General features: G+C 60.0%; 12 protein-coding genes. 6 read left to right on the forward strand and 6 right to left on the reverse strand.

What is annotated here, in order from left to right; all coding sequences use genetic code 11:
- Positions 1–60: 60 nt before the first annotated feature.
- Together C7S18_RS19175 and C7S18_RS19180 are read left to right on the forward strand one after the other, a co-directional pair.
- On the forward strand, positions 61–456 hold the full coding sequence (locus C7S18_RS19175) for a hypothetical protein (protein ID WP_106893078.1): 396 nt from the start codon (positions 61–63) through the stop codon (positions 454–456).
- 167 nt (positions 457–623) lie between these two features.
- Positions 624–1,532 (forward strand): aldo/keto reductase, encoded by a 909-nt coding sequence (locus C7S18_RS19180; protein WP_206207929.1) that lies wholly within the window; start codon positions 624–626, stop codon positions 1,530–1,532.
- A 19-nt stretch (positions 1,533–1,551) separates the two neighbouring features.
- Here the strand turns inward: C7S18_RS19180 and C7S18_RS19185 are convergent, their stop codons facing one another.
- From C7S18_RS19185 to C7S18_RS19195, 3 genes are all read right to left on the reverse strand, one after another.
- Positions 1,552–1,932 carry a hypothetical protein gene (locus tag C7S18_RS19185; RefSeq protein ID WP_106893079.1) on the reverse strand — a complete coding sequence of 127 codons (381 nt, stop codon included), beginning with the start codon at positions 1,930–1,932 and terminating at the stop codon, positions 1,552–1,554.
- Positions 1,933–2,041: 109 nt separating this feature from the next.
- Positions 2,042–2,425 (reverse strand): hypothetical protein, encoded by a 384-nt coding sequence (locus C7S18_RS19190; protein ID WP_106893080.1) that lies wholly within the window; start codon positions 2,423–2,425, stop codon positions 2,042–2,044.
- Between the two features lie 160 nt (positions 2,426–2,585).
- Positions 2,586–4,565 carry an ExeM/NucH family extracellular endonuclease gene (locus C7S18_RS19195; RefSeq protein ID WP_106893081.1) on the reverse strand — a complete coding sequence of 660 codons (1,980 nt, stop codon included), beginning with the start codon at positions 4,563–4,565 and terminating at the stop codon, positions 2,586–2,588.
- Positions 4,566–4,947: 382 nt separating this feature from the next.
- On the opposite strand from C7S18_RS19195, the gene C7S18_RS24745 reads away from it, so the two are divergent.
- Entirely contained in the window at positions 4,948–7,926 is a 2,979-nt protein-coding gene (locus C7S18_RS24745; RefSeq protein ID WP_206207930.1) for a M14 family zinc carboxypeptidase, read from the forward strand.
- Between the two features lie 186 nt (positions 7,927–8,112).
- Here the strand turns inward: C7S18_RS24745 and C7S18_RS19205 are convergent, their stop codons facing one another.
- On the reverse strand, positions 8,113–8,697 hold the full coding sequence (locus tag C7S18_RS19205) for a hypothetical protein (RefSeq protein WP_106893082.1): 585 nt from the start codon (positions 8,695–8,697) through the stop codon (positions 8,113–8,115).
- Between the two features lie 377 nt (positions 8,698–9,074).
- On the opposite strand from C7S18_RS19205, the gene C7S18_RS19210 reads away from it, so the two are divergent.
- The gene (locus C7S18_RS19210) at positions 9,075–9,818 is read left to right on the forward strand and encodes a hypothetical protein (RefSeq protein ID WP_146152011.1); all 744 of its coding nucleotides are present in this window, start codon (positions 9,075–9,077) and stop codon (positions 9,816–9,818) included.
- 21 nt (positions 9,819–9,839) lie between these two features.
- Positions 9,840–10,511, forward strand: a complete 672-nt coding sequence (locus tag C7S18_RS19215; RefSeq protein ID WP_106893084.1) for a CPBP family intramembrane glutamic endopeptidase — start codon at positions 9,840–9,842, stop codon at positions 10,509–10,511.
- A gap of 344 nt (positions 10,512–10,855) precedes the next feature.
- Here the strand turns inward: C7S18_RS19215 and C7S18_RS24750 are convergent, their stop codons facing one another.
- The gene (locus C7S18_RS24750; protein WP_206207931.1) at positions 10,856–12,151 is read right to left on the reverse strand and encodes a mannan-binding lectin; all 1,296 of its coding nucleotides are present in this window, start codon (positions 12,149–12,151) and stop codon (positions 10,856–10,858) included.
- Positions 12,152–13,643: 1,492 nt separating this feature from the next.
- Between C7S18_RS24750 and C7S18_RS19225 the strand changes: the two genes are divergently transcribed.
- On the forward strand, positions 13,644–14,897 hold the full coding sequence (locus C7S18_RS19225; RefSeq protein ID WP_106893085.1) for an alpha/beta hydrolase: 1,254 nt from the start codon (positions 13,644–13,646) through the stop codon (positions 14,895–14,897).
- A 401-nt stretch (positions 14,898–15,298) separates the two neighbouring features.
- Here C7S18_RS19225 and C7S18_RS19230 read toward each other — a convergent pair whose 3' ends face one another.
- Complete coding sequence (locus C7S18_RS19230; RefSeq protein ID WP_106893086.1) at positions 15,299–15,568, reverse strand: hypothetical protein; 270 nt, start codon at positions 15,566–15,568, stop codon at positions 15,299–15,301.
- Positions 15,569–15,693: the final 125 nt, after the last annotated feature.

Here is a 15,693-nt window from a genome sequence, read left to right on the forward strand (position 1 = left end):
CGCAATGCACGGGATGCGCCCCCCGAATATCGAAGAGACTGTCAGGACGGAGGAACACGAATGAGATCCAGCGTTTGGTTGTTAACGACCGCGGCGAGTTGGCTCTTGCCACTCCAGGCCACTCTGGGCGCTGGCTGGAAGAGTGACGAACCCTTCCTGCTTCGCCTCGACAACTACACCTATCCGCTACCAGCTGGCGCGATGGTCTTTTCCAGCGGCGGGCAGATTACCTTCCAGACGCCGTTGCAGCTCAGTCAGTGTCAGCGGCAATCCGGTGGGAGTCTGGTGGTGTCGTCATACAGACTGGTCTATGACGGGCTGGGGCGGTCGCTGTATTTGAGTCGACCAGACTTCGCCATTGATGGTGGCGTGATATCGCTTCAGTCGAGCTCGGGTGACATGGTGTGTGCCGGTGGCAGCCCGGCGGCGGATGTCTTTCGGAACTCGTTTGAGTGAATAGTCAATCTTCCGAGCGCGATGTTGATGCACTCGGATTGGCGTCATCACCTCCCTGATTTGGCGCCAGCACGTCGCGGCTCGTAGTTCTGTTGCTTTCGCCACGGGCCGACGGTTTATCGATGCGTCAAGATGCTCGCGTCCCGAATCTTGCGGAGGCAGCCTCCATGCCGAATCGTCGATCGTTCTTGGCGTATTCTCTGGGCCTGGGTTCCATGGTGTTCTCGCCTATGCAGACGTCTGCCAACGCGCCGCTGCCTCTTCGCACGCGCTTGATTCCGGCGGATCAGCGGCCTTTGCCGATCTTGGGTCTGGGTACTTGGGCGCGCTTTGCGGACGATGGTCCGACGCGGCAGGTACTCGGCGCGTTCGTCGGCGCAGGCGGGCGGCTTATCGACAGCTCCCCCATGTACGGCGATGCGGAGGTTGCTGTCGGCACATTGGTGTCGGACCTGAAGCCATCTGAGCCGCTGTTCACGGCCACCAAAGTCTGGACCACTGGGCGCGAGCCGGGACGGCGGCAGATCGACACGTCTATTGCGCGCATGGGTCATGTGGACCTGCTGCAGATTCACAATCTGCTGGACTGGAAGACGCATATCGAAACGCTGCGGGCGCTGCAGTCCGAGGGTCGGATTCGCTATGTCGGTCTGACGCACTATCAGGACAGCGCTCATGCCGAGTTGGAGCGTTTGATCACCAGGCTGAAGCCGGAGTTCATTCAAGTCAATTTGAGCATCGCGGATCGACACGCAGAAACGCGGCTACTCCCGATGGCAGCCGACGCCGGTGTTGCCGTCTTGATCAATCGCCCGTTCGAAGAGGGCGCCTTGTTTGAGTCGGTTCGCGGCCTGAATGTTCCCGACGCTGCCAAAGAGCTCGGACTGACTAGTTGGGCTCAGGTCTTTCTCGCCTTTGTGATGGCGCACCCAGCCGTCACCTGCGTGCTGGCTGCCACCAAGCAGCCACATCATCTCGAAGACAATCTTCAAGCAGCAAGGCTGCCCGCCCTGACATCACGACAACGCGAGCAACTGCGCACGCTCTGGACATCCGCAACCGATGCATCGGTTTGAGAACTCGCTGAATCAACGTCTACAGCGTTTCGGCCAACTGCAACATCGGCAGGTACAGCGCGAAGAACACCAAGGGCAATATCGCAATCGGCAGCATGATGCCGAACACATTCAACAAGAATGTGCGCTGGGTTGGCGTTGGCCAGACTACGGCAATGGCGACGACCAACACCGGCATCAGCCACGCCACAAGATAGAACTGTACACACAGCAAGGTCAGAATCGGCAGCGCCGAACCAAGCGCTTCATAGAACGCAGCGACTCGGGGCACGACCAGGCTGATCACGGTGGCACTGAACGTCGTGAGCAGCAACCCCGTGATCAGGATCGTCCGATCGCCGCGCCGGGCGGCAGGCACCGTTCCAACCTTTGCGTTGGGCGCACCGAACGGATTCGTCATGCTGGCGATACTTCAGGCCAAGCGATGGGTCTCGGGAACCGCCTTGAATACGATCGCCGCAACGCGCCAACACCGACATCAATCCGAACGTTGCGCCAACAAGCGCTCATCACACTTCGGCTGCCATGTTGAAGATCGGCAGATACATGGCGTAGATCATTAACGCCCAGGTTATTCCAGATAGGACGAAACCGCACACAATGCTCAGATGAAACCGTTGCCTTGGTTTGGGCCAAGCAAGCGCAACCGCCAACGTCAGAATTGGCAGCAGCCAGACCAGAAAGGTGTAATCAGCCACCAGTTGGGTCAATAGCGGCAGATCGTCGCCAAATCCCTGGATCACAGGCTTGAATTGCGGCACAACCAGCGTGATGCCGCCCGCGGTGATAAGCGACATCGCGACCGAAGCGATGCGCAAGATCAAATCGGCAGCGTCCCGGCGCTTCGGCTGGACGCCCAACTCCGCACTGGGTGGTTCATAGGGGCTAGTCATCGTGATTGGAGTGGTGTGAATGGCCTACGAAGCGTAGCAAGACCCACGCCACGCTGCCCGCCAGCGGCGCTACGGGAATCAGCTGCCGAACGCCGCTTCAATCTGATGCGTGTTTCAAATGGGTCGCTTCGACGGCCTTATGGCGCCGAAGTGTATGCCGTCACTCAAAACCATTCTGGAACATCGGATCCGGCAGCCCGAACAGGCCGACCATCACCGGGTCATGATCGGAGGCACGATATGGCGACGCCGCCTGAAATAGAACACGCGGCGGCACCAGGGCAGCGCCATTCGGCTCTTCTTCGAACGTGGCTTCGCCGGGCGTGTCGCGAATGTCGTCGTTGTAATCGAACAATTCGACTTCATCCGAATTGATGTGCCAAATGCCGATTCCGGTCACTTGCGTCGCGAGCGCGGCGTTGGCAAACGCGTAATCCAGATGCCCAACCTGACCATCGAACAGATAGGAGTAGGCGGTCGCCCCGAGTCGCGTGCTGATGAGATCCTGGTAGCCAGCGCCGGTGAGCGCGGTGATGGGCGTTTCTTGCGCATACGAATTGAAGTCGCCAAGGAGCAACACGTCTGGGTCGCCCGTAGCCGGCAACACCGATGTGTTGATCCATGTGATCAGCCGATTGGCTTGCGCCGTCCGCGTAGCGTTGGACGCGCCCGCGCCATCGTTGGCATCGTCGTCGCCGGGCAAGCCGGCGCTTGAGCCTTTCGACTTGAAGTGACTGACCACCGCCGTGAAGCGCTGCCCAAACGCAAGGTTGGTCGCGTCTACGACATCGTAGGTTTGCGCCGAGGGCGGGCGGCTATGGATCGGGTCGAGATCGGATATTGGCGAGCCAACTGGCGACACAATGCCCGTGCGGTAGATGTGCTGAACGCGAATCGCATCCGGCCCCAAGGTGCCGCCGGTATTCGCAAACGCATACGGGTGGGCGCCACCGCAGCGGGTGTTCACCGCGCCAAGCAAATCAGAAATGCTGGCGCTGGGCGTGGTGTTTTCCAGTTCCACCAGTCCATAGATCGTGGCGTTCAGATCGCAGATCACGATCGATGTCCGCTCGCGCTGGCGAATCAGTTCTGCAACCGAATCGGCACCCCGACAGTCCACCGTCGCCGCTGGTCCGCAGGGGCCCGTGGTGTTGCTCGATGTGGTATCGATGGTCGTGAAATAGTTCAGGAGATTCATGCTGACGGCCGTAATCGCACCGTCAACAACCGGCGGGTCGGCTGGCCGCGGATTGGCAACCGTGAACGTGACCGGATTCGCCAGCGTCGGGCGAATTCGCCAGGCGCTCGTGCCGGTAACGCCAGCGAAATCCCAATGCAATACCCCGATCAGACTTTGGACCTGATCGCCGGCCCGGAAAAAGTCGACGCCCTGCGTACCCACTGAGAACCCCGCATTGGCGCGCGGATAGAAGATGGCTTGGGAGCCATTGGCCGCCGTGAGCGGCGCGTTCTCGGTATTGTTCTCATCATCGATCAGAATGGTGCGCCGGGCGAGCGCGTCCAAATGCGCCGCGTAGCCCGACACGCTTGGCGTGTTGAACTCGGTGAATTGCCGCGGCCGGCTGCCCTCGTAAAGCTCGACCTCGCCGAAACGAAAGAGTTGGAAATGCTCACCCACCGAAAGCGGGTCGACGAACTGGACTTTCATGCCCTCGCGGGCTTCGTAATAGTCGTCCACCACCCCGGCGATGGGCAGGTCAATCGTCGCCGGTGTGACTTCGGCCAGATGGTTGCCACCATCCAGTAACACCACCGAGGTCGACGTGATCTCGGTCATGCCATTGAACTCGGACACCGTGCCGGTCACCGACATCAGCGTGCCCTCCAGCGCACCCGTCGCGCATGCGTTGCAGAAGATGAAGATGCCCTCCGAAGTATTCGGGTCGGCATCCACCGTGGCGTCGCGCTCCTGGAGAAAGAAGCCACGCAGGCGACCAGCGCCCTGAAAATTGGCAGTCACGACGCCTTGAACTTCGACGGTAGTGCCCGGAATCGGCGTGGCGCTGCCATTGCCCTGCACATCGTGGATCGGCGTGACGACGGCCTGACTGCTGTCTGGCACAAAGGCGGCAGCCAGCGCTAGACAGGCCGGAAGAAACGGTCTCGGAAATGGCAACATGGGGCCCTGTTTGCAGCGTTAGAGCCGCGATTCTAGTCACAAGCAGACCGCACGAGTAATGCCACTCGTCAGTTCGCGTTGACCACGCCTGCCATGACGCCAACGCCTGCAGACCGCCCAAACGCCTCACTCCCATTGCAAATCAGATGCATTCAGGCCGGCAGTCTTCACAGTTTGTGCACTGCGCGATTCATTTTGTGACAAATACTGGTATTGCTCACGGCACCTGACCGGCAAATAGCCTGACGACGAATGATCGCAGCGGGCCGCCAGGGAACACGCATGAGGTCGGCACGGGTCTCCAGGACCACCCGTGCGGGTCCTGATTGGCTGTCAGCAGCGTCGGGGAGGACGCTGCGTCAATTTTGGGAGAATCAGAAACATGAAGCGACTCGCAAGGTTTTGCGCGGTGGTGCTGTGCCTTTTTTCCGCGCACGTGATGGCGGCAGCAAGCACCGACAGTAGTCAGTTCGTTGTCGTCAAGTATCGGAACCAGGCACAGCTGCAAGCGGCCGCTTCGCAGTTCCAGCATTTGATCGTCGACTCGAAGAGTCGCGAGTTTCGCACCGAGGCCAACGCCGCCGACATTCTGGCGCTGCGAGAAGCCAGCTTTGAAGTGAGCGTGGACCGCGTGCTCACCGACAAGTTGCAAGCCTTCGAGACGGCAGTGCGGCTCGCCGGCAGCGCGAAGAGCATTCCCGGATACACGTGCTATCGCACCGTTGAAGAAACCTATACGACCATGAACAGCTTGGTCGCCAGCAAGCCAAACCTGGCGAGCATCATCGATATCGGCCCGAGTTTCGAAAAAAACCGGAATGCGGCACTCGGCTACACAATGAAGGTGCTGCGCATCACTAACAGCGCGACGGACGCAACGTTGCCGAACAAACCAAACATGGTGGTGTTCGGGTCGATCCACGCGCGCGAGTACACACCCGCCGAACTGTTGACCCGATTCGGCGAATGGCTGATCAATGGCTACGGCACGGATTCCGAGGCGACCTGGCTCGTCGACAATTATCGCTTTCACCTCGTGCTGCAGGCGAACCCGGACGGCCGCAAGAAGGCCGAGGCTGGCTCGTCCTGGCGCAAGAACACCAACAACACGAACGGCAGCTGCTCAAGCTCCAGCTTTGGCACAGATTTGAACCGCAACTTTGCGTACCACTGGAGCACGGTCGCGGGCGGTTCGAGTGGCGACCCGTGCAACGAGACCTATCGCGGCCCAACCGCAGCGTCTGAACAAGAAACCCGCAACCTCATTCAATATGTTGCGGGCACCAAGGGCACCGACGGCGCTTATACGGGCGGCATCTTTCCGGACCGTCGCGTCGATACGGTGTCAGTGGCCGCGCCGAGCGACTACCAGGGCATCTTCATGGACATTCACAGCTATTCTCAGCTGGTCCTATGGCCCTGGGGAGACACGAGCACGGCGTCGCCCAATTCCGTGCCGCTGCGCACGCTTGGCCGACGTCTCGCCTGGTTCAATGGCTACACGCCACAGCAGTCGGCCCAGTTGTACGCCACCGATGGTGCGACCGATGACAACTTCTACGGCAGCCTGGGTGTGCCGGCCTACACAATCGAGCTGGGCGTTGCGTTCTTCGAATCCTGTACTACGTTCCAGAACACCACGCTGCCAAAAAATCTGGCTGCGCTCAAGTACGCTGCGCGCAATCTGAGCTCGCCCTACAACACGCCCGCCGGGCCGGATACTGTTTCGGTCAGCGCGTCGGCAACCACGGTCAGCCCAGGTGCGTCGGTCACGATCTCGGCCGTGGTCAACGACAGCCGCTTCAATCAGACCAATGGCACCGAGACCATTCAGAACATTGCCTCCGCGACGGTCACCCTCGACAAGCTGCCGGGTAGCGTTGGCGCCACGCCAATCACGATGAGTGCGAGCGATGGCAGCTTCAATGCCAATACCGAAACGGTCACCGCAACCATATCGACGACCGGCCTCGCCGTCGGCCGGCACCTGGCTTATGTGCAAGCAACAGACGCCAGCGGCAAGGCGGGTACGCCGAATGCGGTCATCTTTACCATCGTGAGTGGAACCAATGCGGCGCCTGTTGCGAACTTCAGCGTGGTCACCAGCGGCTTGACGGCAACGTTCTCGGATTCGTCAACCGACGCCGATGGCAGCATTACGGCGCGCGCGTGGAATTTCGGCGACGGCAGCACCAGCACCACCACCAACCCGAGCAAGACCTACTCGGCCGCCGGCACTTACAACGTGCAGCTGACAGTGACCGACAATGGTGGGCTGACGAACACAGTAACGAAATCGGTGACGGTAACGGCCAGTACCAATGCGGCCCCGGTCGCGAACTTCAGCGTTGCAACGAGTGGCCTGACTGCGACATTCACCGACAGCTCGACCGACAGCGACGGCACGATCGCGTCCCGCGCGTGGAACTTCGGTGACAGCACCACGAGCACCGCCATCAACCCAAGCAAGACCTATGCAGCGGCGGGCACCTACACCGTCACGCTCACGGTCACCGACAACGCCGGTGCGACCAACACCAAGTCGAGCAGCGTCACGGTGGCCAGCGGCGGAAACGTGCTGCAGAACGGAGTGGCGGTGACCGGCTTGGCGGCCGCTTTGAATGCTGAGCTGAGCTACACCATGGTGGTGCCCGCGGGGGCTGCCAACTTGAAGTTTGTCAGTAGCGGTGGCACCGGTGATGCCGATCTCTACGCGCGGTTTGGCGCCGTGTCGACCGATTCGGTCTATGACTGCCGATCCAATGGCAGCAGCAATGCCGAGACATGCACGATTACGACCGCCCAGGCCGGCACCTACTACGTGCGGCTCAAAGCCTATGCTGCGTTCTCCGGTGTCAGCCTTACGGGCAGCTACACCGTTGCGGGTGTTCAGACGCAGATCCTGCTGAACCCAGGGTTTGAATCCGGCGCGACGACATGGACTGGCACGGCTGGCGCGATCAGCAATGCCGCCACCAAGACGCCCCGCACTGGCAGCTACTACGCGTGGCTTGGCGGCAATGGCACCACGTCGACCGAAACGGTTTCCCAATCCATTGCGATTCCCGCGGGCAAGACCGCGGCGACGCTCGCGTTCTACTACAAGATCGATACGGCCGAGACCACCACCAGCACGCAGTACGACAAGCTGACGATTGCGGTGCTGAATAGTGGTGGGACGGTGGTGAAAACCTGCTCAACTTTATCGAATCTAAACAAGAACACGGCGTATGCCGCGGGTGCCAATTGCGACCTCAGCGCCTACATCGGCCAGACGGTTAGCGTGCGGTTCAGTGCGACCGAAGACTCGTCTGCGCAGACGTCGTTTGTGCTCGATGATGTCGCGCTCAATGTGCAGTGATTGCTCACTGATCAGCGGGTGATCGTACGAAGGGCGCCCTGAATTGGCGCCCTTTGTTTTCTGGACCCTGGATCGCGACGCCCCTTGTTCTGCGTGGTCTCTTGCCGACAGGAATACGCTCAGTGCTGCGTTGATCCAATGGTCTGGTAAACGACGGTTGTTTGGGCGCTTACGGGCCAGCTCTGGTCACGCGTCGATGCCCGCATCGCAAATAGCTTGCTCCAGCGCCGCAGCAGCGTTTGCCAGCAATGGTTTGCCCTGAAGGGCAATCCGCTGATCGGCTGCCGTTTCAGAACGATGCGCGCTGCCAGTATCGGCGGCGCTGAATCGGTTTCGCCAGTTTGCCGTGTCATGGCTCAGCTCTTGAAAGGTTGGATGCTCCAGGTAGCGGGATTTCGGTTTGGTGCCTGCCGCAGTACTACGCCGAACCCCGAGCTGGGAGGCGCCCATAACCCCGACCAAGACACCTAGAATTAGCGCTGCGACCATACTCAGTGTCTGCGCTGTGTCCGAAGTAGGCCCAAATGCTGCCAGCAGCAACTTGGCCAGCAGGAGTGAGCTGAACACCGCCCCAATCAGGATCGCCGCGTCCGGAACCCGCCGCTGTTCGTGGTGCTGGTAACAATACCCGCACCGCGGAATGATGACGACGACGACGCGCTCATCCCGATTGGACCAGAACGGAAATGCGAGCGAATGCAGGTCGGCTTGGCGCGCTTGGCAATACCAACAAGGACTCTTCGGTGCTTCGGTGGCAATGGCGTTGTTCATGGCAAGCAACCCGAACTTTGTCGCGAGTCAGCTTAGCGTGACGGGCCCCAATTGGCGAGCGGGTGGGAGCGGATTGCGGGTGTCCGAAGTGACTCTGCCCTCGACTGGTCCAATCGAGGAATTGGTTAAGTCTGTTTCAGCGCGCGGAGTGCTTGCGGTTTCCGAACGGGTTTGGCGACCATGATCTCGGGTTCGATGATTCGGGCACCATCGCCTCGCGCGATGGTCCGCTTGACCTCATTGCGGATTCAAATTGTGATCACGCGTCGCGCCGCAACGGGCAACGCGCCCCCTGCCAAATGACACTCACCGTTCGGCTGGATTGGCGCGATGCTTTGGCTACCAAATGGGGTACGAATCAACACACGGAGACGTCCATGCGATTGCCAGTGCTGTTGTTGCTCATGTCGGCTGGGGCTACCCACGCTGCACCAGTGTTCGTGCAGAATTTCAGCGGCGGAACCTGCACCACCATTGCCGGTGGTTCGGCCAACTACATCCTCTTTCCAAACGATACCGCGACCGTGGGTAATCTGTTGGTCGTCGTTACCGCCACCGACAGCACCGGTGCCGTGAACATTGTCGATTCTGCTGGCAATACGTACGCCTCGGTGGGCAATGTCTCGCAAGCAATTTCCGGCGGGACGGTCGCGATGCAGGTCTTTGTGACGCGTCTGCAAAGTGCCCCCGTGTCGGTGACGGTGTCGATTGCCAGCGGCGGCACCAATGGCCGGGAGCTCTGCGGCATTGGCGAGGAGTTCAGCGGCAACAGTCCGGCGGCGCCATTTGTCGAGCGGAGCGGGTTTCAGTTTGGTGATAGTGCCGACCCGCTAACGGTTGCGATTTCGCAACCCACTGCGACCGCGAATCAGACTTTGGTAGCGTCGTTCGCCCGCTACAATTTTCCGGGCGGCAGCGGCATTCAGCCCTACCCTTTGCACGCGCAGGTATTCAGCAACACCAATGCGGAGCTGAGTCTCGACATTGGCTCTGGCCCAGCGTTGACAGCCGGCCAGCTGTACGCGCGTCAGTTCGACCCCAACGTGCCGATCCCTTATCTTGGCGTCGCGGTCACGTTGCTGCCGATTCCAGACAATCTGTTTGCGAATGGGTTCGAGTAATCAGCGTATGGAGTGCCCCGTATGAGTGAATCCGTCTCGCGCAGATCGCCGCAGTGGTTGCTGGAAATAGCGTTGTTCGTGCTGATTGTCGTGGGTGATGCGGTTGGCTGGTTGCCGATTTCGCAGACACTCTATTTGGTGCCGTTGATTGCGCTGGCGCTGTATTGGTCACGGCAGCGTTGGGCATCGATCGGATTCTCGCGGCCACCAAAGCTTCTTCAGGCCATCCTGATCGGTATCGCGATCGGCATCGCGATGGAGTGCTTTGCGGTCTTCGTGACAACGCCCCTGATCAGCCACGCATTCGGTGTTGAGCCAGACTATTCCGAGTTGAAGGCCATCCAAGGCAATCTCCTGCTGCTCGCATTGTTTTTGGGCTTGTCTTGGGTCTTGGCAGCGTTTGGCGAGGAGATTTGCTTTCGCGGCTTCCTGATGCATCGGTTGGCTGGCCTGTTCGGGAATTCGCGTTGGGCCTGGGGTTGGAGCCTCGTGCTGTCCAGCACACTGTTTGGCTGGGGCCACACCGAGCAAGGCATCAGCGGCTGGGTCCAAGAGGGACTCAGTGGCTTCTTGCTCGGCGTGGTGTTCTTGGCCACGGGTCGCAACTTGACGGTCCCGATTGTCGCGCATGGTGTGTCGAATACCGTCGCGTTCGTGCTGATCTACTTCGGTCGGTACCCAGGGCTCGGTTGATCACGGCAGCGATGCGGCGCTGCTGCAGCCTTTGGCGCAGACCGTGACTCGGTTCGAACTGAAAGTCCAGAGCGGACTGAATCAGCGCCTGCCCTGACGAATGTCAGGGCAGGACGGTACTTCACATGCGATGAGAGCGCCGGGCGCCTTAGGGAGGGTCTGAATAAGTCCATCCTGGACTTTCAGACCCGCACCGAGTCCGGCACGTGTCCGGACTCGGTGCTCCAGAATCAAGCACTTGCGTGCTTGATTCTGGGCGGGCCATCCATGGCCCGCATCGCCTCTGAACTTGTTCAGAGGCTCCTTAGACAGCGATTTCAAGTCTCACGATCGCCCTATAGCGATCAAAGACAGCACCCACAAACTGACTGGACCCCGGGCTCGGTCGTGGTCCATTGTCCTTTCCACGTTCGCAATGCCACCGCACAAACGGCTGGACACTTCGTCTTGGCGTCGTTGTTGCTGAAGATCGGTCCGGCGTTGATGTCTTGGCAGGCTTGTGTTGGGACGCCAAAGCCCAGGAACCAGGAGAAGTCCAATGACTTGTGTCCGGTCAAGATCGATGGTGTGCCAATTTTCGCATCACCCTTCGGCGCGCCCCCGCCGGGCGTATTGCCGTTGGCGTCGCGTTGCGCGTAAGCGTGACAGGTAATGCAGGAGGCCTCCTGCGGTTTCACTTGGGCATTGAACTCGGTAAACGAGTTGCCCAGCATGGCGTTGCTCGTCTCGGGTTGATTGAACTCGGTTTGAGTACCAGTCAGTCGATAGTTCTGGAATGCCGGGTCGAGCGCTGTACCGGCATCCGTGAACAGAGCCTGCAAAGCGGGCGTCGTGTTGGTGTTGCGGCCATCGGACTCGGCCGGGTCGGACCCCCAAGGGTCGTAGCAGGCGTTGTAGAGCGCTAAGTTGCATCGATTAGGATTAGTGATGGCGTACTGCGGCTCAAAGGTGGCCCACAGCCAGTTCGGATACAACTTTGAGCTGATATGCACGGATGCCATGGCATAGCAGACCCCTTCGATCTCTTCGAGGTAGATTTGCCCGTTCCGTTTGGTGCAGTCGAATTTCGCATTGGTGAACGACGATGCGGGGACCCAGTCGACCTTTACTTCGATGGCCTTGGTTGGGAAGGTGATTGTGCCCTTCTGGCTGAATAGATAATCGGTTTGTCCATTTGCGGAGAGCAAGCCCTTCGGACGCGCGTAATCCATTTCCGGCTGATTGACGGTGACCTCTTCGCAGAACACCGGCTTGGTGCTGAGGTTGGTTGGAACAAATGGATCAAGCAAGTGTTTGTCGCCACTAACCGTCATTGGCGAGCAGCCCTGTGTGCGTTTCGGATCGTCTGAGCCCGAACCATTGCGCAACTGGCTTTGATGGAAGCGGCCAAATCCCTTGCAGTCCGATGGATTGTTCAAGCACGCCTGGGTTGTCCATGTTTCCCAAGTCAGGGCGCCCGAGCTGGCTTTGCAATTCATGGCGACAAAGATCCGCCAAGCCGTTTCCTCCTGCGTGGCCAGGGGCGCAGTTGGAAAGGCGCAGGCATCATTGGCGGCAGCGGGCTTCTCTGCCGCATGCGCAGTGAGTGCAATACAGAAGACGGCGAGGAGCGCCGCCATCGAAATGTGACGGTTGATCATAGCGTTCTCCGAGTGGAAGCCGGCCGGCTCATACCGGTCGGAGCGCCAGCCTGGAATGGGCGTCGGCACTAAGCGTTATCAGACCGCGTTACCGCGTTTCGTGTCGGCTCGATTCGGTGTCACTTTGGCGTCGCGAACTTTGTGGGAGCGCCTTTAGGCGCGAATCAATCTTGCGATCGTGCTGGATCAAGCCAAGATTGATTCGCGGCTGAAGCCGCTCCTACAGGTTGGCGGCAGAACCGAAGCCGCGGTAGCCGAAGGGTATTGCCAATGACGTCGCGAACCTTGTGGGAGCGCCTTTAGGCGCGAATCAAACTGGCGATCTGGTTGGGTCAGGGCAAGATTGATTCGCGGCTGAAGCCGCTCTTACAGGTTGGCAGCAGAACCAAAGCCGCGGTAGCCGAAGGGTAATGCCAATGACGTCGCGAACCTTGTGGGAGCGCCTTTAGGCGCAAATCAGTCTCGCGATCGGGCTGGGTCAGGGCAAGATTGATTCGCGGCTGAAGCCGCTCCTACAGGTTGGCGGCAGAACCGAAGCCGCGGTAGCCGAAGGGTATTGCCAATGACGTCGCGAACCTTGTGGGAGCACCGTTAGGCGCGAATCAATCTGGCGATCGGGCTCGGTCAGGGCAAGATTGGTTCGCGGCTGAAGCCGCTCCTACAGGTTGGCGGCGGAACCGAAGCCGCGGTAGCCGAAGGGTATTGCCAATGACGTCGCGAACCTTGTGGGAGCGCCTTTAGGCGCGAACCAGTCTCGCGATCGGGCTGGGTCAGGGCAAGATTGATTCGCGGCTGAAGCCGCTCCTACAGGTTGGCGGCAGAACCGAAGCCGCGGTAGCCGAAGGGAATTGCCAATGACGTCGCGAACCTTGTGGGAGCGCCTTTAGGCGCGAATCAATCTCTCGTTCGGGCTCGGTCAGGGCAAGATTGATTCGCGGCTGAAGCCGCTCCTACAGGTTGGCGGCAGAACCGAAGCCGCGGTAGCCGAAGGGTATTGCCAATGACGTCGCGAACCTTGTGGGAGCGCCTTTAGGCGCGAATCAATCTCGCGATCGGGCTGGGTCGGGGCAAGATTGATTCGCGGCTGAAGCCGCTCTTACAGGTTGGCAGCAGAACCGAAGCCGCGGTAGCCGAAGGGTAATGCCAATGACGTCGCGAACCTTGTGGGAGCGCCTTTAGGCGCGAATCAGTCTCGCGATCGGGCTGGGTCAGGGCAAGATTGGTTCGCGGCTGAAGCCGCTCCTACAGGTTGGCGGCGGAACCGAAGCCGCGGTAGCCGAAGGGTATTGCCAATGACGTCGCGAACCTTGTGGGAGCGCCTTTAGGCGCGAACCAGTCTCGCGATCGGGCTGGGTCAGGGCAAGATTGATTCGCGGCTGAAGCCGCTCCCACAAACTGGCGATCGACCCGCTACCGGTGCGGCGCAATTGACGTGATTACTCTCGCCGATTGGCGTAAACACTCACTGTCGTCTTCCAAGGAGCTGCTCGCCATGCCCCGGATTCACTCGGCGTTCCGCATGCCACGCTTGCCGGATCGCGCTGCCGTCGGACAATCAGCCGGCACCGGCTGGATCGACGACCTGCGCGGCGCACTGCGCCTCGGTGTCGATGCGGCGCTCGGTGTCACGGATGTCGTCGAGCACCTCCATGAATCGATCCGATCGGTTCGTGCTCCCATCAGTACGGCAGGCAAGACCAAGACGAACGGCATCACAGGGTTCGTTTATCGTAACGTTCGTTCGGTGATGCACGGCGTGGGCTTTGGCATCGACGGGGTGCTGCGTCCGCTGAATGGCTTGCTGCCCGGATCGAAGGACCACGACACACGCAACCTCCTAGTTGCGATCATCAATGGTATCCATGGCGATCACCTTGAGGCCACCGGCAATCCACTGGCCATTCCGATGACGCTTCGCGTCGAGGGTCAGCAGATTGATGTGCGGTCGCCGGTGGCGTCGCTCACGCAATCCCTCGGCCGTGCGCCACGCAGCAAGCTCATTGTGCTGATCCACGGCCTGTGCATGAACGATGGCCAATGGCGACGCAATGGCTACAGCCATGCCGATCGATTCCGCACCGAGGTGGCGGCCGATGTCTTGCACCTTCACTACAACAGCGGTCGTCACATCCACGACAACGGCGCGGCGCTTGCTGTCCTGCTGGATTCGCTGATCTCGAACTGGAACGATGCGCCACCCGATCTGGTGCTGATTGGTCACAGCATGGGCGGACTCGTCGCGCGTAGCGCGTGCGCCCAATCAGCCGAATCACGATGGTTGCGCCAGGTGACGCAAATGATCGTTCTCGGCTCACCACATCACGGCGCACCGCTCGAACGCGGCGGATTCCACCTGGATCAGATTCTTGGTTTGAGCCCGTACTTGTCTCCCTTCGCGAAAATCGGAAAGACCCGCAGCGCCGGTATCCAGGATCTCCGACATGGCAGGATTCTTCCCGGCGACCCTCGTCCCGTGCCCTTGCCAAGTCACATCCCGTGTTTCGCGATGGCCGCAAGACTCGATCCCGTCGATCACGAACGCGCGAACCAGTTCATCGGTGATGGCCTCGTACCGCTGGCCAGTGCGCTTGGCGATCATCCCGATCCGGCCTGGCAACTCGGTATTCCCGCCGCTCGTCGGCAGATCATGCGAGATCGAGGGCATCTTGAATTGCTTTGGGATGAGCAGGTTGGTGCGACGCTGGTGCGGTGGCTGGTGCACGAGAAGGTTCGGCGCCGGGCTTGAGTGAGTGGTCATGCGTTGTGCTTGTTGCAGCGATCGTCTTTCCCGAAGAAGATGCTCCGGACTTCGGCTTGCCAGAATCCGTGAAAGCGGCTGGGGTTTCCGACGCCACCCCAATGTCGTCATCCGGACGAAGCAGGCTGTGCGAATACGGTAGGAGTTAGCGACGCTTCCTCATTGCCGTCATCCCGACGAAAGTCGGGACCCAGGGCAATCTGGCCACATTGTCGCAAGCATTCTGGGTCCCGACTTTCGTCGGGATGACGACTACAGAGTAAGTCCCCTTGCGGTGGCTTCAGGTCGCAAGAATGCAGCCGCCATAGCCGTTTCCACATGATCTGCTGCGCTGGAGTGACGGCGATAGGGCGCGTTGAGTCAGTCCAGCAATTGCTTGCCATATCGGATCAATTTGACTTGTCGTCATCCCGAACTTGCTCCGGATCCGGCAAGTCACCAAACACAATGGCGAGCCGTTGATCAAAGTTGAGCAGATAGCCGCCCTTGGCTAATGCCCAATCCAGTAGTTCACTCGTCGACTCGTATTCCGCCAACAACTTCGACGCCGGCTCTGGCCCGTACGCCAACTCATACGGCGCTGCAGTCCCAGCCCATTTGTCGGCCCAGGCACTGTCGACACCCTGGTCGATGACGACAAGATTGGCGCGCTGACCCATGGCTGATTCATTGCGTTTCGGCTAGGTGGGCGTACCTCGGTGCGTCGGTGCATGTGAGCTAGCGGCAACCTCGAATGCCACCCGTATGGCGCATTGAGCGCAGCGCAACGCGCCGCATCGGTAGG

The sequence above is a fragment of the Ahniella affigens genome, from assembly GCF_003015185.1.
Classification (GTDB): Bacteria; Pseudomonadota; Gammaproteobacteria; order Xanthomonadales; family Ahniellaceae; genus Ahniella; species Ahniella affigens.